This window comes from Acetobacterium sp., from assembly GCF_041752335.1.
GTDB lineage: Bacteria > Bacillota > Clostridia > Eubacteriales > Eubacteriaceae > Acetobacterium.
The window spans coordinates 1-21,279 of record NZ_JBGSHG010000039.1; the positions used below are offsets into that span (position 1 = coordinate 1).

At 45.2% G+C, this 21,279-nt stretch carries 21 protein-coding genes; 9 read left to right on the plus strand and 12 right to left on the minus strand.

The window, feature by feature from the left end; genetic code table 11:
- Positions 1–204: 204 nt before the first annotated feature.
- Positions 205–1,020, minus strand: coding sequence for a pur operon repressor (gene purR, locus ACEW8F_RS05415; RefSeq protein WP_373482455.1), 816 nt, complete (start codon positions 1,018–1,020; stop codon positions 205–207).
- A gap of 262 nt (positions 1,021–1,282) precedes the next feature.
- Here purR and murC point away from each other — a divergent pair, with 262 nt between their 5' ends.
- The 5 genes from murC (at position 1,283) to ACEW8F_RS05440 (ending at position 6,253) form a co-directional block, all read left to right on the plus strand.
- Positions 1,283–2,701, plus strand: a complete 1,419-nt coding sequence (gene murC / locus ACEW8F_RS05420; RefSeq protein ID WP_373482456.1) for a UDP-N-acetylmuramate--L-alanine ligase — start codon at positions 1,283–1,285, stop codon at positions 2,699–2,701.
- A 59-nt stretch (positions 2,702–2,760) separates the two neighbouring features.
- On the plus strand, positions 2,761–3,048 hold the full coding sequence (locus tag ACEW8F_RS05425) for a hypothetical protein (protein ID WP_026394658.1): 288 nt from the start codon (positions 2,761–2,763) through the stop codon (positions 3,046–3,048).
- A gap of 136 nt (positions 3,049–3,184) precedes the next feature.
- Entirely contained in the window at positions 3,185–3,955 is a 771-nt protein-coding gene (locus tag ACEW8F_RS05430) for a prolipoprotein diacylglyceryl transferase (protein WP_373482457.1), read from the plus strand.
- 57 nt (positions 3,956–4,012) lie between these two features.
- Complete coding sequence (locus ACEW8F_RS05435; protein WP_373482458.1) at positions 4,013–4,870, plus strand: DUF4190 domain-containing protein; 858 nt, start codon at positions 4,013–4,015, stop codon at positions 4,868–4,870.
- Positions 4,871–4,927: 57 nt separating this feature from the next.
- On the plus strand, positions 4,928–6,253 hold the full coding sequence (locus ACEW8F_RS05440; protein ID WP_373482459.1) for a patatin-like phospholipase family protein: 1,326 nt from the start codon (positions 4,928–4,930) through the stop codon (positions 6,251–6,253).
- Positions 6,254–6,276: 23 nt separating this feature from the next.
- Here ACEW8F_RS05440 and ACEW8F_RS05445 read toward each other — a convergent pair whose 3' ends face one another.
- Positions 6,277–6,777: an SEC-C metal-binding domain-containing protein gene (locus ACEW8F_RS05445; RefSeq protein WP_373482460.1), complete on the minus strand. Its 501-nt coding sequence runs from the start codon at positions 6,775–6,777 to the stop codon at positions 6,277–6,279.
- Between the two features lie 82 nt (positions 6,778–6,859).
- The gene (locus ACEW8F_RS05450; RefSeq protein ID WP_373482461.1) at positions 6,860–7,186 is read right to left on the minus strand and encodes a hypothetical protein; all 327 of its coding nucleotides are present in this window, start codon (positions 7,184–7,186) and stop codon (positions 6,860–6,862) included.
- A 157-nt stretch (positions 7,187–7,343) separates the two neighbouring features.
- Between ACEW8F_RS05450 and ACEW8F_RS05455 the strand changes: the two genes are divergently transcribed.
- The 4 genes from ACEW8F_RS05455 (at position 7,344) to ACEW8F_RS05470 (ending at position 11,606) form a co-directional block, all read left to right on the plus strand.
- Positions 7,344–8,396, plus strand: a complete 1,053-nt coding sequence (locus ACEW8F_RS05455; RefSeq protein WP_373482462.1) for a hypothetical protein — start codon at positions 7,344–7,346, stop codon at positions 8,394–8,396.
- Between the two features lie 317 nt (positions 8,397–8,713).
- The gene (locus tag ACEW8F_RS05460; RefSeq protein ID WP_373482463.1) at positions 8,714–9,637 is read left to right on the plus strand and encodes an efflux RND transporter periplasmic adaptor subunit; all 924 of its coding nucleotides are present in this window, start codon (positions 8,714–8,716) and stop codon (positions 9,635–9,637) included.
- A gap of 3 nt (positions 9,638–9,640) precedes the next feature.
- The gene (locus ACEW8F_RS05465) at positions 9,641–10,369 is read left to right on the plus strand and encodes an ABC transporter ATP-binding protein (protein WP_373482464.1); all 729 of its coding nucleotides are present in this window, start codon (positions 9,641–9,643) and stop codon (positions 10,367–10,369) included.
- A complete protein-coding gene (locus ACEW8F_RS05470) occupies positions 10,356–11,606 on the plus strand; it encodes an ABC transporter permease (RefSeq protein WP_373482465.1) in 1,251 nt (416 codons plus the stop codon). The genes ACEW8F_RS05465 and ACEW8F_RS05470 overlap by 14 nt, the downstream gene beginning before the upstream one ends.
- 131 nt (positions 11,607–11,737) lie before the next feature.
- Here ACEW8F_RS05470 and ACEW8F_RS05475 read toward each other — a convergent pair whose 3' ends face one another.
- The 9 genes from ACEW8F_RS05475 to cobJ form a co-directional block, all read right to left on the minus strand.
- A complete protein-coding gene (locus ACEW8F_RS05475; RefSeq protein WP_373482466.1) occupies positions 11,738–13,717 on the minus strand; it encodes a tetratricopeptide repeat protein in 1,980 nt (659 codons plus the stop codon).
- Positions 13,718–13,979: 262 nt separating this feature from the next.
- Entirely contained in the window at positions 13,980–14,516 is a 537-nt protein-coding gene (locus ACEW8F_RS05480) for a DUF1697 domain-containing protein (protein ID WP_373482467.1), read from the minus strand.
- A 230-nt stretch (positions 14,517–14,746) separates the two neighbouring features.
- Positions 14,747–15,439 (minus strand): DNA alkylation repair protein, encoded by a 693-nt coding sequence (locus tag ACEW8F_RS05485; protein ID WP_373482468.1) that lies wholly within the window; start codon positions 15,437–15,439, stop codon positions 14,747–14,749.
- Positions 15,440–15,527: 88 nt separating this feature from the next.
- Positions 15,528–16,082, minus strand: a complete 555-nt coding sequence (cobU, locus tag ACEW8F_RS05490) for a bifunctional adenosylcobinamide kinase/adenosylcobinamide-phosphate guanylyltransferase (protein ID WP_373482469.1) — start codon at positions 16,080–16,082, stop codon at positions 15,528–15,530.
- On the minus strand, positions 16,082–17,128 hold the full coding sequence (locus ACEW8F_RS05495) for a histidinol-phosphate transaminase (RefSeq protein ID WP_373482470.1): 1,047 nt from the start codon (positions 17,126–17,128) through the stop codon (positions 16,082–16,084). The genes cobU and ACEW8F_RS05495 overlap by 1 nt, the downstream gene beginning before the upstream one ends.
- Before the next feature lie 85 nt (positions 17,129–17,213).
- Positions 17,214–18,227, minus strand: coding sequence for an adenosylcobinamide-phosphate synthase CbiB (gene cbiB, locus ACEW8F_RS05500; protein ID WP_373482471.1), 1,014 nt, complete (start codon positions 18,225–18,227; stop codon positions 17,214–17,216).
- Complete coding sequence (locus ACEW8F_RS05505; protein WP_373482472.1) at positions 18,224–19,726, minus strand: cobyric acid synthase; 1,503 nt, start codon at positions 19,724–19,726, stop codon at positions 18,224–18,226. Before ACEW8F_RS05505 ends, cbiB begins: the two co-directional genes overlap by 4 nt.
- A 33-nt stretch (positions 19,727–19,759) precedes the next feature.
- On the minus strand, positions 19,760–20,524 hold the full coding sequence (gene cobK, locus ACEW8F_RS05510; RefSeq protein WP_373482473.1) for a precorrin-6A reductase: 765 nt from the start codon (positions 20,522–20,524) through the stop codon (positions 19,760–19,762).
- Complete coding sequence (gene cobJ / locus ACEW8F_RS05515) at positions 20,521–21,258, minus strand: precorrin-3B C(17)-methyltransferase (RefSeq protein WP_373482474.1); 738 nt, start codon at positions 21,256–21,258, stop codon at positions 20,521–20,523. The genes cobK and cobJ overlap by 4 nt, the downstream gene beginning before the upstream one ends.
- Positions 21,259–21,279 lie beyond the last annotated feature (21 nt).

Here is a 21,279-nt window from a genome sequence, read left to right on the forward strand (position 1 = left end):
ATTTCCATCTCGTAAGCCTCCCCTTTGAAATAAAGTCACATGTCTAATTCTAGGTATATACTAACACAAATTCAACTATATTAAAACAAAAACCTTAAATATTTTCCATTCTTATTATTTTCAAAAAGGGTTTAAAAAAAACAAAAATATTCTTTCGTTTAAGGTCCTGTTTATTCCTTCACATTGTGTTATTAGACGCTGTGCTTATTTCAGTTCTCGGCTTTCAGAATGCAGGGAAACCAGCAATCCGGCTTCCAGGTTTTCGTCATCCATCAAGATCAGCGGAGTGAAATGTTCAACCAGTTTTTCCGCCGGGGATCGGGTTACAAAAATAACACAGATTCCCATCACCTCGGCACCAACCTCTTCCATCAGATTAGTCATTCCTTTGGCGGTTCCGCCACCCTTCATGAAATCATCAATCACCAGTACTTTTTTGTCTTTCAGATCAATCCGTCGGCTCAGGTACATAGTCTTAATTTTATTGGATGACCCGGAAATATAGTTGACACTGGTCGTTGCCCCCTCAGTTACCCGGTTGGAACGACGGATCAATCCCATCGGGACATTCAAATAGTGGGCTGTTTCCATGGCGGCAGGGATTCCCTTGGTTTCGGTGGTGATGACATACTCAATCCCCATTTCGCCATATTTTGAGGCAATAATTCGGCCAATATTTTTAGAATAACGGGGATTTGAGAGGATATCGCTGTAATAGACAAAACCGCCCTGAATTTTTCGGGCCGGTGACCGAAGCTGATCGGCAATTTCTTTGAGGATAACTAACTCTTCTTCCCTGGTAACCTGAGGATGATAGACCACCCCTCCGGATGCCCCGGAATAGGTTTCGACATAGCCGGTACCGGTCAGTTCAATGGCGTTTTTGACAATGGCCACATCTTCGCATACGCTTGATTTTCCAGCTTCCAGTAAATCGGTAAAATAATTATAGCTGAATACCTCGTTGGGATGGTCTGACAGTATTTTTGTGATAACACTGATTCTTTCATTCTTTTTCATTTTCCACCTATGATGTGATTCGATAAAATCCGAACATTATTCTCAATAGCTATAATATTATTCATATTTCAATGAAAGCGCAAGTTTTTTTTAATCTTTACTCAATGGAAACACCTGTGTTATAATTCGGTTTAAAGTGTTTTCCCCGATTTTGAATGGTATTTTGATTATTTCATGCATATTCTTATCCAGCAAACAAACACTTTTTAATGAAACATTAAGAAATAATTAAGATTTTATTACCAATAAAGGAGCTGATTATTTGAAAGCACAACTAGAAAACAAATTCAACCGACCCATCAATAAATTATTCTTCATTGGAATTGGCGGCAGCAGCATGAGTGGCCTGGCTACGATGTCTCTATCCCAAGGTTTCTCCATTGAAGGTTCTGATATGATTGCTTCATCCTACACCGAAAAATTGGAATGTCTGGGCATCAAGGTTCATATCGGCCACGACTATAAAAACATTCCTGCCGACACCGATTGTGTTGTTTATTCTGCTGCCATTCATGATGATAATCCGGACATGGTTAAAGCCACCGACTTGAATCTTCCCAAAATCGAACGTTCGAGTTTTCTGGGTCTTTTTTCCCATATCTTTGATAAAACCATTGCGGTTTCCGGAACCCATGGCAAAACCACAACCTCATCCATGGTTGCCTGTCTGCTCCAGCATGCCGATCTACGGCCTAGCCTGAGTATTGGCGGCAAGCTTGATGAATTCGGCGGCAATGCCATTATTGACGGAAAAGAGTTCTTTGTCGTGGAGGCCTGTGAATATGTCGACAGTTTCCTGACAACTTCCCATTCGATCGGGATTATCACCAATATCGAAGAAGATCATCTGGATTATTTTACAGGTGGCTTAAAACAGATCAAGGAGTCTTTTACCAACTTTGGAAAAATCCTGCCTGCTGATGGCTTGATGATTGCCTATGGCGATTCTCAGGATGTTCTGGATGTGGTAGCTGATTTAGCCTGTCCGGTGACTACCTATGGCTTAAATAAAACCAATGACTGGTATCCCGCCAATATTGTTTATGATAAGGTTGGTAAACCCAGTTTTGATGTCTATAAAAAAGGTGAATTTTATGGTCATTATCAATTGATTATTCCCGGCGAACATAATGTACTTAACTCTCTTTCGGCCATTATCTGTGGCGACTTCCTTTGTATCCCGGTGGCAACATCCATCACTGGCATGGCAAAATTCAGCGGTGCCAAACGCCGTTTCGAATTCCGGGGTGAGGTCAACGGGATCAACGTTTATGAAGATTATGCCCATCACCCCACCGAATTAAAGGTGGTCGTGGATGCCTGTCTCAATTATGAGCATCATAAACTCTGGGTTGTTTTTCAACCCCATACCTATTCCCGGACCTTCTTTTTCTTTGATGATTTTGTGGACGCCTTTGCCAAAGCTGACTACGTCATTCTCAACGATATCTACTCGGATCGGGAAGGCAATGACTGGAATATTTATTCCGAAGATTTGCAAAAAGCTATTGAAGCAAAATACGGCATCCCAACGGTTACCATTTCGGCCTTTGCGGATATTGTCAAGCATCTGACTGACCATTTATGCCCGAACGATCTGGTTCTCGTGGCCGGTTCCCAAACCATCAATCATGTCGCTTTCGATCTGGTGGATAAGTTAAAAGAGATTCATAAATCTTGACATTTTTTCCCAAGAGGAGTATTCTAAAGATAGAAATAATTTTACTTTAGGAGGCTTATATGGAACAGTATAACAATAAGGCCATTGCTTCCCTTGTATTGGGAATCGTATCCTTGGTTAGTATCGTTTGGAGCTACTTCACCATTATTGGTATTATCTGTGCAATTGTTGGTTTGATCTTTGCCATCCAGATCCGCAAAGCCGGTGAATTGGAAGGGTTTAAACCGAATAGCATGGCGACTGCCGGTTTGGTGCTTAATATCATTGGTCTTGCCTTGTGTGCAATTGTCCTGATCGCTTGTGTTGCCTGTGTCGGACTATTGGGCACCGCAGCGATGTTCAGTTGATTCAAGTGTTTAAAATAGACGACTCCCATCGTCTATTTTTTTTACCCGAAGTCAAAATACAGTCAACTTTCTGCTAACCTTCATTTTATTATTAATGAACAGCCAGCCTTTGACTATCAGTCAGAAAAGGAGTCTTATGCATCCCATTATTCATATTTTTAATTACGCAATCCCAACTTTTGGAATCATGTTCCTCATTGGAATCGGATGCGGATTTCTCCTGGCCATTCCAGCCGCAAAGAAATATCAAATTACCACCATGGACGCCATGTTTTTTGGTCTCTTTGGAATCATCGGCGGCATCACTGGTGCTAAGCTGCTTTATATTATCGTCGATTTGCCCAATCTGATCGCCAGCCCTGAAACTGCCCTGATTCGCCTTGCCACCGGCGGTGCGATTTTCTATGGCGGACTGATCGGCGGGATCCTGGGGGGCTATCTTTACACTCATGTTTATCGTCTCGATGCAATCCACTTTTTCGATATCGCGGTCCCCTGCTTAGCCCTGGCCCAGGCTTTTGGCCGGATTGGCTGTTTTTTCAATGGCTGTTGTTATGGTATTCCCTATGAGGGGCCCGGAGCTGTTCATTATCCGGTTGGTGCCTATCCGCCATCCGGGATCGGTCTTTTTCCTGCTCAGTTATCTGAATCAGCCTTTCTTTTTGTGCTCACCCTGCTTCTGATGGCCGTGTTGTGGAAAAGCAGAACTCCTGGTTTTACCACCGGATTCTACTTAGTCGCCTCGGGACTCTTTCGCTTTATCAATGAGTTTTTTCGCGCAGACCCCCGCGGCGCCATCGGATTTCTCTCCATCTCGCAATTCATCAGCCTGATAATCATTGCTTTGGGGATCCTGTTTATCCTGAGAATCCCCCAGCTGGTCTATGAAAAACACTTGAAAAATTAGTTATTTGAATGACTTTAGGGTATAATTAGGGTATTAGATTTTTAAGGAGGTTTTGTTATGCATATGTATGATGATTATCTGGGGGATATTTCTTCCCAGCCTGACAGTTTTATGGCAATCATGCCGGTTATTATGTCAGTTCTTGGTATTATTTTAGTCATTAGTCTTGTGATCGGTGTAATTTGCTATGTTTTTAATGCCCTTGGTCTTTACGCCATGGCAAAGAACCGAAATATTGATAACCCCTGGCTAGCCTGGATTCCCTTAGCCAGCCGCTATCTGATGGGTGAACTGATCAACGATGATGTTTCCATCAGCACCTGGCATATTCCCTATGCGAAGCTTTTTCTGCCGCTGATGGGTCTGGCCTTAACCGTTGTCATGACGATGCTGGGATTTATTCCCTATCTTGGCGCCTTTATGGGGGTTTTGTTATCACTGGCACTGAGTTTCTACTATTACACCGCGCAATTCTGGCTTTACAGTATTTATGATCAGGATCACCGGGTACTTTATCTGGTCCTCAGTATTATTTTCCCTTTCCTGGGTCCGATTTTTGTATTTATGATCCGCAATCGGGATGCCTATGATGAACGTCATCCGGAAGGAGTTATTGATGAGGCCTACGATTCCAAATCAATCCTGGCACTGTCACTGGGGATCTTCTCAATTGTCAGCTTTATCACATTGATGGGTAGTGGTCTGGTCACCGGTGCGGTAGGTCTTATTTTCGGGATGCTTGCCATGAAGGAACGAAAACTTCAGGGTCTGCCCACCGGCATGGCAATGGCTGGTCTGATTTGTTCGATCATCGGAATGGCCTTTACGGTGCTGATGATCTTTGCCTGCGTCGCCTGCATCGGTTTAGGCGGCATGGGAATGCTGGGTGGTCTGATGAACAACATGTACTACTAATTCGTTTAAACGATTCTTTAAATAACATTTCTTATATAACAGAGAGGTGAACATTAAATGTCGCAGCAACAGTACGGCCTGGTTCTTAGTGGCGGCGGTGCCAAAGGTGCCTTTGAAATGGGTGTATGGAAGGCCCTCCGAGAATGTAATTACTCCCTGGGGGCCGTTATCGGAACCTCGGTCGGGGCGCTGAACGCCGCCATGATTGCCCAGGATGATTATGAAATTGCCATGGAGTTCTGGTCCAATCTGACCATTAACCAGGTTCTTGATTTAAATCAAAAAATGACCAACACCTATGTGGAGCAGTGGTCAAAAGAAAATTTTGATGTTTTCAGAAATGGTTTTTTAACGTCTCTCTTTTCCGATGGCTTGGATATTTCACCGCTGCGCCAGAATCTGACCCAGTTGGTCTCTGAAGAAACCATCCGCAATTCATCGATTCGGTTCGGACTGGTAACCGTTGATATCACCAGCCTGAAACCACGTCAGCTGATGATTGAAGATATTCCCGAAGGCCAGCTGATTGACTATTTACTGGCCAGTGCTGCCCTGCCCATTTTTCAGAAACAGGAAATCGATGGTAAAACCTATCTTGATGGGGGATTCTTTGATAATGTTCCGATTAATTTTATGCTGGAACAGAATTTCAACAAGATTATTTCCGTGGAATTCCCTGCTCCCGGGATGCGAAAATGGGTGCGGGATAAAAATGCCGAAATCATTACTGTCAGTAATTCAGAGTATCTTGGCGGGATTTTAAATTTCGATTCCCGACAAATCGAACAGAATATTCAATTAGGTTATCTCGATGCTCTGAAAGTATTTGGAATCCTGGATGGCAAGTATTTTTATCTAAACGCCCAAAAAAGCAATGCTTTTTTCAGGAAATTCATTAACACTTTGGGTCTGCCGCTATCAAACCAGAAACAGTTGCAAAAAATGCTGGCGCTTCTTAACCTACCGGCCGATGCCAGTCAAAACGATATTTTAAGAGCGTTAGAAAATCTATTGAAGAAAACATCTTTTAAAAATCAGCCACTTGCTCTTGCGATGCTGGAAATTGCCGGGAAAAACATGGGGGTATCCCGATTGGAAAACTATTCCGTTGATTTTTTCATTCAGGCCATTCTCAAAGAGTTGAATCGTCTTTTGGATGAAAACCTCTCCCTATTGGACAATCCTAAAATCATCGGAACTTTTTTAACTCCAACCAACAGCAGTTTTCTGCGGTATAATTTCATCACCTTTTACATCGTATTTTTGAGTATCCGGGGTGATCTCAGTCCGGAGCGGATGTCGACCTTTTTAAGCAAATTTTCGCCGGATATTGCGCTCTCAATGATTACTGTTTTTTATATTCATGAAATAATCAACCACTAAAAAAAAGAGCTTAAGCTCTTTTTTTATAGTCCACAACACTTTTTGTATTTTTTGCCGGATCCGCATGGACATGGATCGTTTCGGCCCACCTTCACTTCATTCACTACGGTTTTTGATCGCTTGTAATCTTTTTCGAGCTCAATCCGTTCGTCCTCCGTGAAGAAATTATCCCATTCTTCCAGGGTATAAAGCCATTCTGCCGGAACTGCCAGCATATTCTTATAAAGCTTGGCAAAATCGATTTCCAGCTTGATTTCAGATTCCAATTCAATGTTTTCAAGATCAATGGGTGCCATCAGACTATCGCTGATGCCGTCCAGAAAACCCATGTATTGAGGCGGAACCATCTTGCTTTCTTTAACCAGATCTTCTACCTTACCGGAAATGGTGGTGATTTTTTCACCGAGAATTTTCTGGTATAGGACTTTTTCATCAGCACAGTATTTTTCCCAAAATGCATTTTGTTCTTCCTGGGTGTTGCAATTCTCTTCTATGTAGTTTTTCCACGCATCGTATAAGCTCATTCAATTTCTCCTCATAGTAATCTAGTTTTATTATATCCCAAAACTACCGGGAGTGAAACCATTTTCTTATCAACCCCTTAAATTACTTCACCAGTTCAATGGTAATGGGATTTACAAAGGGCGGTTCGCTCATCCCGACCTGATTTTTTATGGTCATTTTAACAGTCTGGCCCTTCTCTGGCACAAAACCCAGACTGTCAAAGCCCTGCATGTTAACCCGGGCCTGATCAAAATTCTCATTATCCAACACCGTCACCAGCAGTTCTGTGTCACTGACTTCGTCGATGGTTGCGGTAAAGCCGACGCTATCGGCCATCTCATCCGTAGTTGCCTTGGAACTGCTGTTACAGCCCACAAATAATCCCATTACCAACATCACCACGACTGCCAAACCAATTCTTCTTTTCATTTTCTCCTCCTAAAATCTTTTTTTCTTTATTTATGTGATTTTTTTCTATCTCAACAGCACCGGGCTGATCGAATTTAAGTTAAAGCTCTTGTTGATTATAATCGCATTACAGTTTACAATGATTGTATGATAAAAACATGCTGAAAGGAATATTAAATTGAAAAACAACAAACCAGATCAGATCCAAATAAAAAACAGTAAGCATCGACCAGATGAGGAATTGGTCTCGGTCTTTATAAAATATTTGAGTTTTGCTTTAATTGGCGGGATTATCCTAAATGTGATCTTAGATCTTTTTCTGTTGCCCATTTTGGGGTCCAACCCATTTTTAAGTATCTTGTTCACAATTATACCCAGTTTTTTAGTATTTATTATAATATCCCAGTTAATTCGCAAAAAATTAAGCTATCTGAAAACGCTCCAAAAAGGATCCGAACGTGTCGCCGCTGAAAACTTTGAATCCTATATTCCGCTCCAGGGGAATAACGAACTCACTGATATTGCCAATAACATGAATCTGATTCACGATTTATATGAGGCTAAAAACAAGGCTGAATCCCTTGCCAAGATGGAAAATCATCATATTATCACCTCTGTTTCCAATGAAATCCATGCCCCCTTATCGGGAATCATCGGCTATCTTGAACGGATCCAAAACCCCGATGAAAATGACTTTTCCAAAAAGGAAGCTTACTTGAAGATCTCCCTAAAAAAAGCTTATCAGGTCATCGGTTTTATTGACGATCTTTTTGAACATGCCTTTACCGATAACGGCAAGGGCTACTACCAATTTAAGGTTTATAATGGAAAACCCCTGATTCATCAGCTTCTGAATTCTTCCACCCAGGCTTTGAAAGAAGCCGGCTATGATGTTGTTCAGGAAAACTGCATCGAACGGGACTTCTCCCTGTGGGTTGATTTAGAACAGCTGCAACGAATTTTTGACTATCTGACTGCCAATATTATTAAGTACGCCGACCCCGACAAGCCCATCGATTTTGGCCTGATCCTCAATAAGAACGAACTCTGTATTATTCTGCGTAATAAAACGATAAATAACCCCGATGCCGCTGGCAAAAAGGTCATCGATGCTGAGGGTTCCAGTCTGGACTCCTGCCGCAAAATTATCACCCGCCATCAGGGACGGATCGACTATTATCAGCTGAACCAGCTGTTTAAGGTTGAACTGACTCTGCCCATTCATCAATAGACATTCAAACGATTTAAGACTCCAATATGGGGTCTTTTTTTATTGTCAAAAAATCTTAAGAATTTGAGTAACCTGATCTTCATAATTAACGCTTATACTTAAACCATCTTAATAAACAAAAGCATGTTGGCGATTGGCGAAACTGCTGCGAACTTCGCTGCCGATTTGCGCTAAACACTAAGCAAAATTAAATAAAGTGCTTGACAATCACCGCAACTCGTATTATTGTATTAATTGCTTAATACAATAATACGAGTTGCGACAGCAAGTAACTATATTTTTAAATCCAAAACCAAAGCGAAATAAAAGGAGAAGTTATGAAGAAAAAAGGAATTATTTTATGTGTTGTGCTTGGGGTATCCCTATTGGTTGGCGGGGGTGCCTATGTTTATGCGAATTCCCAGCCCGCGCCGGCGGTTGCTGTTAAAACCGCCCCGCTTTCAAAGGCAACCCTGCAAAACACAATTTCAGCCACTGGTGTAATTGAAAGCTATACCAAGGTCAAAATCAGCGACACCAGCAATGATAACATCGAAAAAATTTATGTTTCGGTTGGTCAATGGGTGGCCAAAGACGATTGGTTATGTCAGCTCTACAATAAAGCCGATGACAGCTACAGCTATGTCAAGGCCACCACCAACGGAACCATCACGGCGATGAATGCCGTCAAAGGAAACCCCGCCAATGGCGAGCTTTTTACCATCGAAGATACCAACGACCTTAAAGTCCGGGGTAAGGTTAAAGAAGCTGATTTGAATCATATTCACGAAAATATGCCGGTGCTGGTAAAATCTGACGCCACCGGGGATAAGGTATTCCCAGGTAACCTGACTAAAATCGCTCCGACAGCAATTAAAACCGAAGCAACTGCCAATTCAGCTTCAACCGCCACCAAGGCCGAATTCGAAGTTGAAATTGATCTTCCCGCCGATTCCACCGGATTAAAAATCGGGATGACCAGCCGCTTAAGCATTGTCAGTGAAGAGCGCGCCGATGTCTTCTGTGTTCCCTTTGAGGCGCTGGTGATGGATGATTCCGGTCAGTCTTGTATTTATGTGGCCAAAGAAAATCCCGTCGAACAGGGCTCCTATACGGTCGAATCGATTCCGGTAACCACGGGTCTGGAAACCGATTCGCTGATTGAAATCGCCGGCGAGCAGCTCAGTGATGGGCTGGCCATTATTTCTCAACCGCAAACCGTTTCGCCGGGAATGGTGGTTTCTGTGGAAGCCGGGGCATAAGTGATGCGAAATAAAATTATCGAAATGAGGGGGATCGTTAAATCCTATTATTTGGGAACCCCCAACGAACTGGAAATTCTCCACGGGATTGATTTGGACGTTTACGAAGGCGAGTTTTTATCGATTGTCGGCGCTTCCGGTTCCGGCAAATCTACCCTGATGAATATCCTGGGGGCCCTGGATCGCCCCACTAAAGGTCATTATTATCTCGATCATTTGCCGATGGAAAATGTCCGGGATGACGGTTTATCGCAAATCCGCAATAAAAAAATCGGCTTTGTCTTCCAAACCTTTAATCTGATTCCCCGTTCGACGGCCTTAAAAAATGTCGCCTTACCGATGCTTTACGGCGGGATACCCCGCAGCGAACGATCGCGGCGAGCCGCTGAATTGCTCCAATTAGTGGAGATGAGCGGTCGTTCCCATCACCGCCCCAATGAATTATCCGGCGGCCAAAAACAGCGGGTCGCGATTGCCCGGGCGATGGCCAACGATCCGGCCATCATTTTGGCCGATGAACCCACCGGCGCCCTGGACACCCATACCGGTCGCCTGGTTATGGATATCTTTCACCGGCTTCATCAGGAACAGGGCAAAACCATTATTCTGATTACCCATAATGCCGAACTGGCTGAAGAAACCGAACGAACCATCCGGCTTCGGGATGGTTCCATTGTCGATAACCGCATGAATGGTCATTATCAATTGGAGGGCTGTTATGAATCTGTTTGAAAATATCCGGCTGGCCCTGGAGGGCTTGCGGGCCAATAAGATGCGGGCCCTGTTAACAATGCTGGGCATTATCATTGGGATAGCTTCGGTGATGGCCATCTCCACCCTGGGTTCCGCCATGACTGGCTCGGTCACCAAAACCATGGATAAAATCGGCGGCAAAAATATTATGGTTTCCCTGTCGCCCAAAAATTATGATACCCAGTCGACCCTTCAGGAAGAAGATCTGATTACCCAGGAAGAACTTGATGCTTTTAGAAACACCTATGCCGATCAGATCAAGGCCATCAGCTTTTCCACCGGGATGGGGTCGGGCCAGCTTAACAGCGGCTTCATTCATAAAGATGTCAGCATCACCGGAGCCAGCCCTGATTATGGTCTGGTCAACAATGTCAATCTGGTTCAGGGCCGCTTTATCAGCGACCGGGATATGGATGGGACCCGGAATGTCATCATCATCGATACCACCCTGAGAAACAATCTGGTCGGCGTCGACGGTGATGTCATCGGCAAGGAAATCCAGGTCGATACCAAGTCCACCAATGAGACCTACACCGTGATCGGCGTCTACGAAAAAATGGTGATCGATAACCCCTTATTCTATATGGGTGACGATACCCGGATTGAATGCTTTATTCCCATCACCACGGCCAAATCCCTGAATCCGGATACGACCAATCAAAATGGCTATGAAAATTTTACCATCATGGCCACTTCCAATACCGATTCGGCGGCTTTCGCTCAGACTACCAAGGATTTTTTTGTTAAGGGGTTGGGTTCATTATCAGACTTTACCATTCAGGCTGAAAGTCTGGAAGCCATTGCCAGTGAGGCCACCGGCATGCTCGCCACCTTATCCCTGGGAATCTCCGTTATTGCCGGAATTTCATTGCTAGTCGGCGGGATTGGCGTGATGAACATTATGCTGGTGTCGGTCACCGAACGAACCAAGGAAATCGGTATCCGCAAGGCTCTGGGGGCCCGTAATTCGGCGATTCGCAGTCAGTTTATCATTGAGGCCATTATTATCTGCCTGATCGGCGGAATCATCGGCGTCGGACTTGGCTCGGCTCTGGGAATAATGGGCAGCACCCTGATGAAATTCCCGACGAATCCACCATTTTTACCGATGATCATTGCCCTTTGCTTCTCCATGGCCATCGGCGTCTTCTTTGGCTTTTATCCAGCCAATAAGGCCGCCAAACTGGATCCGATTGATGCGCTGCGATATGAGTAACTGCACTACTTTATCTTCATTAAAAATTTTTGAAAATTTAAAAGCTTCATCCAAAGCTCATTTTTGAGTGATGGATGAAGCTTTTAAAAGTTAAGGAGCCTGGCTACTAAAGCAATAGCGCCTGCCATCTCTTATGGTCTCCAATCGATGGCATCCGGCAAACCGGCTTTGGCGGCTTTGTTTATCCAGCGTCGGCCTTCTTCCTGATTTGGCGACGTACCGATGCCACCAAACAAGAGTCGGCCGGCACTAAACATCCCGCACTTGTCACCCAGTTCTGCGGACTTGCGATACCAGCTAAACGCCTGTTTTTCATCCTTTTCCACCCCATACCCGTTTTCATAGGCGTCGCCGATATTGTGCATGGCGGTGGCATGGCCTTGAGCTGCGGCCTGGGTAAACAGCTTAAATGCCGTTTTGTAATTTTGCTTGACACCGCGCCCGTGGTGGTAGTAAAAGCCCAGTTTAAGCTGGGCATCGCTGTGGCCCTGCCGGGCTGCTTCTTTAAACCAGCGGGCCGCCTTTTTAAAATCAGGCGGTGTGACATCATAGCCATAAATATAGCCCAGCATATACTGGCTGTGGCACGAGTCTTTTTTCGCCGCCTGGTGATAGAACTGCAGCGCTTTTTGCCTATTTTGCGGGGTACCATAGCCCCAGTAATGACAGTAAGCCGCCCATTCCCAGCCGCCGCTATTATCCGCCAGCGCTGCCTGGCTAAAATACTGAAAAGCCTTTTGCTGATCCGGTGGGATCGCGCCCACGCCGTGTAAATGCATGGTTCCCAGTCGTATGAGCGCATCAGTCTGCCCCAATATTGCCGATTTTTCAAAATAGCTGACCGCTTTCTCAAAATTACATAATGTCTCATCATAGCCGTAAATCATGCCCATCATGTAATAACTGTTATAAAGACCATGCTTGGCCGCTTTTTCATAGCAACTCAAGGCTTCTTGCCTGTTTTGCGGCGCCCCTTTACCCTCATACAAACAGTAACCCACCAATTCCCAACCGCTGGAGACATCTTTCTCGGCGGCCTGGCGATAATACCGAAAAGCCTTTTCCTGATCCGGTACCAAGTCACCCGCACCATCAAAGTACAAATTCCCGAGCTCAACCAGTGCCTCATCATCCCCCGCAGCAGCTGCCAGCTCCAGGCTTTTTACGGCTAAGTCCGGATCTATCTCTGTTTCTTCTGACTTGTACAATGCGATGCCCAAACCAGTAATTAGTTTCGCAGAGCCATTTTGGGCCGCCAGCGATAAATAATGAAGTGCTTTCTCGGCATCTTTGGGCATGCTTTTTCCATTGATCAAGCATTCAGCCAACGTGATCTGTGCGCTGCCGATCCCCTTGTCGGCAAGCTCAGTGAGAATTGACAGGCCTTTTTCGCTATTCTGCGGGGTGGCATGACCTTCTAGATATCTTAGTGCGACACTGATAAGTGGGTCGTATTCGCCATACTCGACCGCCTTTTTCGCCCAGACTGCGTTGATATCAATCCCATATCCGCTTCTCTGTGCAAGCTCAAAAATGGCGGCCTGGCATCCTTTTTTTGCTGCCTTTTCAATCCAGCTGATGGCTTTCTCACTGTCAATCTTCACACCAAGACCGGCCGTATATAGCCATCCCAGCAGATACTCTGCATATCCTTTTGGCTCCGGCATCCTGAACTCGCCTTCATCGCAGTATTCTTCAGTATGAGGAAATTCCACCGGCATCCATCCCGGCCAGTATCCCGCATCTGCGTCTTCTTTTTGTACGGCCAGTGTAAGCAAACGATAGGCCTCGCCATAATCTGCTAGCCCATCGTTCCCATCAAGATACAGCGAGGCGGCGGCAGTTTGGGCGGGTGCGTAGCCATGGTCCGCAGCACGAAGATACCATAAAAGCGCCTTTTCTTCGTCCCTATCGACACCAAGCGCATGTTCATAAAGTACCCCCAGCAGATATTCCGCCTGCGGGTTGGCGCTCCTGACGGCAACCTCAAGCTCCTGTCGCGCATCTTCGTATTGGTATTTTAAAAGACTGTCTTTTGCAAGCTCAAGATAAGCTTCGCTTTCAATCGTGAGTTCGATTTCGCCAGAGGGCAGTTGGTTCCAATTTTTCATTGCTTCGTTCCTTTGGTATTCTGATGGAATAATATTATTTCTTTTCTATCGGCCGGATCCGTCACTTACCGACCTACCTGCTTATGCCGCAGCGCCCCAGACAGCATTATAAAATTGTGCACATTTCCATCTATGACCCGTTTCTGACTGTCTGATATTCTTTTCTTGTTTACAGACAATTTATGCTCAGATATTTGTTATTCATTCCCCGATAAATTCCTGTCATAATCAAAAACAAGTAACGGAAAGGTCTTAGCTTTGCCTAAATACTTTTCATTATTGCATAGAGCCTTCGGGTGGTATTCACATTTCGCACTGTCATTTTTTTATAGAGATCCGTGCCGACAATTTTGGTCAAACTGCTGCGAGTGACATTTTTTCTCTCGACCGACCAGATAATTGCACCAGTGGCCGGTAAGGCGGTATCAATACCAGGTTTGACGGTCAACTTTTCCATCACTGCAGCTTCGTCCAATCCGCTTTCCAAAAACAACACATCACATTTCATGGTATCGTCATTTTTCCATTCATCAGGTAAGGTTTCCATCAAGCTTTCAAAATCATTCAGACTGCGAATTAATACCGAAATGTCCAGATCATATTCAAGATAAATTTCCTGACGCAATTTCTTTTCCAACACATCTTTGGTCTGGTGACCGACAAAAACCACATTGCCGGAATTAATATAAGTCACCACCGACTCCAGACCTAACCGGAGAAAGGTTTCCTTCAAATGTTTCATCCCGATTTTGTTTTTTCCGCCCACATTGATACCTCGTAATAAAGCAACATACACCATAATAGCACCTCCTATTCAAATTAGTCAGTCTGACTACTGGATGCTCAATCATTCGACTGGTAAAGCGTTGCTAAACCATCGATGGTCTTTAACTGCAGCAGCCTGGATGCTCTCCTGAATTTACTGTTCTCATTTGATTTACAAAATATACAACGAAAAATGTGATGTTCAATACATTTTATACCACGATGTTGCGCAGTGTCTACACACTGTGAATTCCCTCTTCAATACTATTCCTTTTTTCGTTTCATACAACGTATCCGCACCTTCATGTCCGGATTTACCTGCCGCGATTCGGTGATTTTCTGTAAGGCTTTATTGTAGGTAAAATCGTCCAGATCATTGGCCTTCAGATAAATCATCGTCATTTCCGGGAAAATTGTAAAACTGCTGGTAATCGCCCAGGCAACCGCCATCTTCACATAATAGTTGTCGCAGTCAATGTCATTAAAATTTCGAAACATCGGCTCCAGATAACGGTCTTCGAGGTAATAACAAATAAACATCACCACCCCGAAACGGATCTCATAAACTTCCTTGGACTGGAGATAGGGTTGTAAAAACTGCCATACCTCTTCTTTATGTTGTTTTGTGAATTTCAGACCGGTACAGAAACTGTCGCAGATTGACCAGTTGTCAATTTTGGGGATATAGTCTTTGATCAGCGTCAGCCGTTCTGGCAGTTCCACATCTGCATAACCGATTACCATCCCTTGCAGCAATGTTTCCTCAAAGCTGTCATCCCGGGCCGTGTCCAGATAGCTCCGCCAGTCCGCTTTGGCAATCCGTTTGCCGATCTTCCTAAGCGCCGGCAAGCGCACCCCTAAGATCGTATCGGTTCCCGGTGTCAAGCTACTGGAAAATTTTCGATATTTTTCTTCGGCTAAAGCCAACAGCTCGTCTTTTAAATCATTTTGATTCATTTTTATTTTCTCCCTGTTATTTCAGATAAAATAAAAGCCCATTTCTTCAGCAATTATCATTGCCGCCGAAAATGGGCTTGTCTGTCATTTATTTTAATTTCATCGGTAAACCGGCAACCAGCAGATAGGCTTCGTTAGCCCGGCCGGCCACCAGCTGATTCATCCGTCCGGCGATGTCCCGGAAATAGCTGCCCAGCTTGTAGGCCGGCACTAGTCCCAAACCCACCTCGTTGGAAACAACAATCAGGGTTTTATCCTGACAGACGTCCAGCAGTTTTTCCACTTCGATCTTTATGGCAGCTTCGATTTCGCCCACCTTTTCCATGTCACAGTTGTCATAATCCACCGGAAAATCCAGCATATTGTTGGTGGTCATCACCGTCAGGCAGTCAAACAGAACGATCTCTGCTTGCTTGAAAATGGGATTTTCTGTGATCGTCTGAAAATCCTTATACTGTTCAATCGTTCCCCAATGATCCGGCCGCTGCGCCTGATGTTTGGCGATGCGATCCTTCATGCCATCGTCAAAGGCGATCGCTGTGGCAATATACGCCACTGGTTTGCCCGATTCCCGGGCTAAATTTTCGGCATAGGTACTCTTACCGCTGCGGGCACCGCCGGTGACAAATATTAACTGTCCCATTACTCATTCCTCCAGTTTTTAAGAAAAGTCAAAAGCTTGGTATTATCGGCTGCTTTTTTAATCGCAATCCTGAAATACGAATCATCCAGACCGATAAAATCTTCGCAGGTTCTAATGGACATGCCATCTTTTTCTAAGCCCCTTTGCAGCTCTGCTACGGTCCCCGTTAATAGCTGGCAGAGATGAAAATCGGTGCCACTTGGATAAACCTTGAGGCTTTTGATTTTGCTTAACGCTTCAAATACCCGCTGCCGTTCGCTCTGAATATAGGTTTTGGTCTGTTTAGCATAATCTTTTTCATCATATACACCCGTAGCCGCAATCAGCCCCAGGGCATTAATAGTCCAGGGCTCTTTAAAGCTTTCCATTTTTTTGACAATTGGAACAGCCCCGACCGCGTAGCCAATTCGCAGCCCCGGCAGGGCATAAAATTTGGTCAGGGATTTTAAGATAAAAACCGCCTGTCTTGCTTCCTTAACCAATGATAAGCTGCCGCTTTCGTCAGAAAAATCCATGAAGGATTCATCCAGAAACCAGCTGATTTCCGGAGCCGAATGCTCTAACATCTCTCTGATAAAGCCTTTAGAATAAACCCGGCCGGTGGGATTATTGGGATTGCATAAAAATACCGCCTGAGGTTTTTCGTTTTTAATCACCGCTGCTAATGCCTCCGGGTTAATGGTAAAATCATCTGCCGCTGTTAAGACATGGTGGACCACATCCCAGCCATAAAGCTTTAATGCCCGTTCATATTCATTAAAGGTCGGCTGGACAATCAGGGCCTTTCCCTGCCCCATACTGCGGGCAAAAAGATAGATCAGCTCAATGGCCCCGTTACCAAGAATGATATTTTCTGGCCGTACCCCCAGATCGTCGGCAATCTTCCCAATCGCGGAAACACCGGTGATCTCCGGATATTTCACCAATTCATCAATGCCGGCGATCAGCTTTTCCCGGATTCCTGCGGGTATTCCCAAGGGATTAATATTGACGCTGAAATCCAGCATTTCTTTGTTATCGCCCTGATATCCGCCGTGTTTATTCATGTTGACACTCCAATTATTTTAAATTCTATTATTTGAATACAATGATTTAAATTCACTTAGTACAAATTCAATGATTTCCCATTTTTTACAAAGAATAAATAATCACTGCCATCAAGGTGGCAAAAACCATCAGGACAACCTCGCTGCCATACATAATGGTAATGGTTTCGCGAATATCCAATATTTCCAGCGGGGTTTTTGCGTCCCCAATAGTGGGTTTTTCCAGGATTTCACCAAAATACTGGTTGGTTCCGCCCAGCTGTATCCCCAACAACCCAGCCACTACCGATTCCGGATGGGCCGAGTTGGGACTCTTGTGATTGTGACGATCCCGCTTGAAAATACGACAACCATCATTAAAGGTATATCCTAAGAGCATCCCGGCAACCAGCATAAAGATGCTGCCGAGTCTGGCCGGAATTAAATTGATCAGATCGTCAAATTTTGCCGAAGCATAGCCAAAATCCTTATAGGGCTCCTGGACATATCCGACCATCGAATCCAAGGTATTTGTCGCCTTGTAGAGCATTACCAGCATCACCGGATTCAGCCAGGGCACCGGTATCAGCGCGCCCAGCAGCATATAGAAAATCGGTGCCAGAACCCCATCAATGGTATTCTCGGCAGTGGTTTCCACCGTCGCCCGGATAATTTCTTTTTCTTTGAGTTCCGAGGTATCCCGGCCAACCAGATAACCGACCTGAACCCGGGAGACTTCGATATCGCCACCCATTAAGGCACTCATCACTTTGCGTACTTCAATCGCCAGGGTTTTTGCCGCCAGGGCGGTTACAATCAGATAAAGGTTGAAGATGATGTACAGATAAATGTTGATGCTGTACAACAGCCATTGCAGAGCAAAGACAATGGCTCCAGTGAGACCCAGAACTAAAAATAACAGCAAAAATCCTTTTGCCTTGCGATGCTTGCCCTGATTCAGTTTTTTATTTAAAAAGCCGATGGTTTTCCCCATGGCGATGATCGGATGGGGCAGCCAGGGAGGATCCCCGATCAGCCAATCCAACAACACGCCGATAAGTATCAGTAAAAACCAAAAGCCTCCCCCTAAACCCAGGGGAAGTCCTTCAATTAGATTCAATTTTCTATTTCTCCAATGATTTCCATTATTTTTTTCATATCCAGATTCGCTTCCACGGTCTCCGCCAGCAGATCATATTGTTCTTCTTTAAAGGCCTTAAAATCAAAGGCAGTCGGACCGGCTTCGAGATTCTTTTTGACCCGCAGGGCTTCAATGATTTTTTCCCGTAAGCCATCGTTGTCAAAGATACCATGAAGATATGTTCCCATCACGGTGCCATCTTCGGCAATCACGCCATCGACAGTACCATCTTCGAGAATCGCAAAGGGTTTGGCATTGTCCAGGGCTTCGCTGATGCCCATGTGAATTTCGTAGCCTTCCACTTCCATATCAACCAGCTCCATTCCCATGAAGTTCCCTTGAACCTTGCCAGAAGTCCGGACGGTGCGCTTTTCTTCTTCAATGGTGGTGACGATGTTTAAGAGACCCAGTCCTTCAATACTGCCCCGGGTTGATTCCACCTGGAAGGGATCGCGGATTTCCTTACCAAGTAGTTGATAACCGCCGCAGATTCCGACAATCGGTACCCCGCAATCATGGATTCGCCGGATTTCATCACCCATTTTGCTGTTAATGACATGACAGGTGTCGTCAATGGTATTTTTACTGCCGGGGATTACCAATAGATCCGGGTTGGCCAGCTGCAGATCCCGCTGGTTACGATAGTATTCCACCTTCACATCGGGATGCATTTCAAAGGCGGTACAGTCGGTAAAGTTGGAAAGGTGCGGTAAATAGACCACCCCAATCGTGATCAGGCCTTCGGAATTATTGTCAAACCGTTCGCTGACGCTGTCTTCATCATCGATGACAAAGCGTTTGTAGGGAATAACTCCCAGGCAGGGCACCTTGACCATGTCTTCGATCATTTTGATGCCGGGCTTTAACAGTTCCACATCACCACGGAATTTATTGATAATAAAGCCCTTGATCCGCGCTTGTTCTTCGGGTTGCAACAGCATAATTGTACCATAAATCGATGCAAAAACACCACCCTTGTCGATGTCGCCGATCAGTACCACCGGAGTATCCACCAATTCCGCCAGTCCCATGTTGACAATGTCGTTGTCCCGCAGATTGATTTCGGCCGGGCTGCCGGCGCCTTCGATGACAATTACATCTTTGCCCTCAGCCAGCGCATCATAGGCCGAAACCACGATCTCCACCAGCTTGGGTTTATGGGCATGATAATCCATGGCATCCATATTAAATTCGGCTTTTCCCATCAGGATGACCTGGCAGCCCACGTCCGAGTTTGGTTTTAGCAGTACCGGGTTCATTTCGACCTGGGGCTCCATCCGGGCACACTCGGCCTGGACCACCTGGGCCCGGCCCATTTCTTTGCCGTCTTTGGTGATAAACGAATTAAGGGCCATATTCTGGGATTTATAGGGTGCCACATGATAGCCGTGGTTATCGAGAATCCGGCACATGGCCGCAGTGATGAGGCTTTTTCCTACTGATGACCCGGTACCCATAAACATAATATTTTTTGCCATGTTTTCTCCTTTTTTTCTTCCTAAGTCAAAATTCTAATGCTTTTTCAATGCACAAACAACGGCGTCTTCGACAGTGGCGACAGACCGGGGATAGGCGATGGGGGGGCGACGGATAAATAAAATCTTAGCGTCGACCAGTCGAGCGGCTTCAACCTTTTCACGGATGCCGCCAACATCACCGCTGTCTTTGGTGACGACGAAACCAATGTTATATTCTTTCATGGTGGCGACATTCATTTCCACCGAGAAAGGACCCTGGAGAGCCAGGATATGCCGTGGCTTATAGCCCAGGTTTTCGCATTTTTTCAAAACTCCTACCGTCGGTAGCACCCGGATATAGGTGCGCTCTTTAGGCAGTCCTTCAAAGGCTTCCAGTTGCCGGCTGCCGGTGGTCAGCAGAATATTACGATCGCTTTTTCCCATCGCACCAGCCAGATAATCCCGGGCATCCTCGTAGCTGTTATAGGCGACAATATCCGTCCCTTCGTCGATATTCGAGGGTCTTTCCAGCCGAATATAATCGATATTCATGGCATCGCAGGCCCAAATAGCGTTTTCGGAAATTTCCCGGGCATAGGGGTGGGTGGCATCAATACAGAGATTGATATTGTAAATGGTGATTGTTTCCCGCAGGGTGCCGGCATCCAATTGTCCTGAAATCTTTGTCAACAGGGGGTTTTCCGAGATCTGATCGGCAGCAATATTGGTCAACGACGAATAACAGACGGCTTTCCCTTCTTCAAGCAGACGATCGGTTAATAATCGGCTGTCAAGGGTTCCTCCCAATACCAGAATCAAAGCTGGTAACCTCGCGGGGTAATCATTTTTAGCTGATCGCGGGTCACATAGGTTTTAGAATTGCCGATGATAACCATCGAAAACATATCAATATCTGCTTGATTCATTTTTTTCAGGGTCGTAATAACATAAGACTCATCTTTACGTTTGGCATTACGAACAATACCCACTGGGGTTTCCGGTGCTTTATATTTCAGCAGAATTTCCTGGGCACTTTCGATATTGTGGGGACGACCTTTGCTTTTGGGGTTATATAGGGTAATAATAAAATCTCCTTCACCGGCACAGTGAAGCCGTTTTTCGATGACGGCCCAGTCGGTCAGCAGGTCACTGAGGCTGATGACGGCATAGTCATGCATCAGCGGTGCGCCCAGGGTTGATGCAGCGGCATTGGCGGCCGAAATACCGGGAATAATTTCAACTTCCACATCGCTATTTTTTGCTTCGACAATTTCCAGCATAATGCCGGCCATTCCAAAAACACCGGCGTCGCCGCTGCTGACCAGACAGATTTTTTTGCCTTGTTCAGCCAGTTCCAATGCTTTTTCACAACGGTCAATTTCCCGCCGCATCCCGGAAGAAAGCACTTCCTTGTCGCCAATTAAATCGGCGATAATATCAATATAGGTTTTGTAGCCAACAATAATATCGGCATCTGCCAGGCTGGCTTTGGCCGCCTCGGTCATATGTTCATACAGTCCAGGACCAATCCCGGTGACATAAATTTTGCTCATTTTTTCTCCTTTTTTTAACAA

Bases quoted from the DNA above. Each gene is read 5' to 3' on its own strand.
- purR (WP_373482455.1), bottom strand. From the start codon at position 1,020: ATGAAAAAGAATGAAAGAATCAGTGTTATCACAAAAATACTGTCAGAC.
- ACEW8F_RS05425 (WP_026394658.1), top strand. From the start codon at position 2,761: ATGGAACAGTATAACAATAAGGCCATTGCTTCCCTTGTATTGGGAATC.
- ACEW8F_RS05430 (WP_373482457.1), top strand. From the start codon at position 3,185: ATGCATCCCATTATTCATATTTTTAATTACGCAATCCCAACTTTTGGA.
- ACEW8F_RS05435 (WP_373482458.1), top strand. From the start codon at position 4,013: ATGCATATGTATGATGATTATCTGGGGGATATTTCTTCCCAGCCTGAC.
- ACEW8F_RS05440 (WP_373482459.1), top strand. From the start codon at position 4,928: ATGTCGCAGCAACAGTACGGCCTGGTTCTTAGTGGCGGCGGTGCCAAA.
- ACEW8F_RS05445 (WP_373482460.1), bottom strand. From the start codon at position 6,777: ATGAGCTTATACGATGCGTGGAAAAACTACATAGAAGAGAATTGCAAC.
- ACEW8F_RS05450 (WP_373482461.1), bottom strand. From the start codon at position 7,186: ATGAAAAGAAGAATTGGTTTGGCAGTCGTGGTGATGTTGGTAATGGGA.
- ACEW8F_RS05460 (WP_373482463.1), top strand. From the start codon at position 8,714: ATGAAGAAAAAAGGAATTATTTTATGTGTTGTGCTTGGGGTATCCCTA.
- ACEW8F_RS05465 (WP_373482464.1), top strand. From the start codon at position 9,641: ATGCGAAATAAAATTATCGAAATGAGGGGGATCGTTAAATCCTATTAT.
- ACEW8F_RS05470 (WP_373482465.1), top strand. From the start codon at position 10,356: ATGAATCTGTTTGAAAATATCCGGCTGGCCCTGGAGGGCTTGCGGGCC.
- ACEW8F_RS05475 (WP_373482466.1), bottom strand. From the start codon at position 13,717: ATGAAAAATTGGAACCAACTGCCCTCTGGCGAAATCGAACTCACGATT.
- ACEW8F_RS05480 (WP_373482467.1), bottom strand. From the start codon at position 14,516: ATGGTGTATGTTGCTTTATTACGAGGTATCAATGTGGGCGGAAAAAAC.
- ACEW8F_RS05485 (WP_373482468.1), bottom strand. From the start codon at position 15,439: ATGAATCAAAATGATTTAAAAGACGAGCTGTTGGCTTTAGCCGAAGAA.
- cobU (WP_373482469.1), bottom strand. From the start codon at position 16,082: ATGGGACAGTTAATATTTGTCACCGGCGGTGCCCGCAGCGGTAAGAGT.
- ACEW8F_RS05495 (WP_373482470.1), bottom strand. From the start codon at position 17,128: ATGAATAAACACGGCGGATATCAGGGCGATAACAAAGAAATGCTGGAT.
- ACEW8F_RS05505 (WP_373482472.1), bottom strand. From the start codon at position 19,726: ATGGCAAAAAATATTATGTTTATGGGTACCGGGTCATCAGTAGGAAAA.
- cobJ (WP_373482474.1), bottom strand. From the start codon at position 21,258: ATGAGCAAAATTTATGTCACCGGGATTGGTCCTGGACTGTATGAACAT.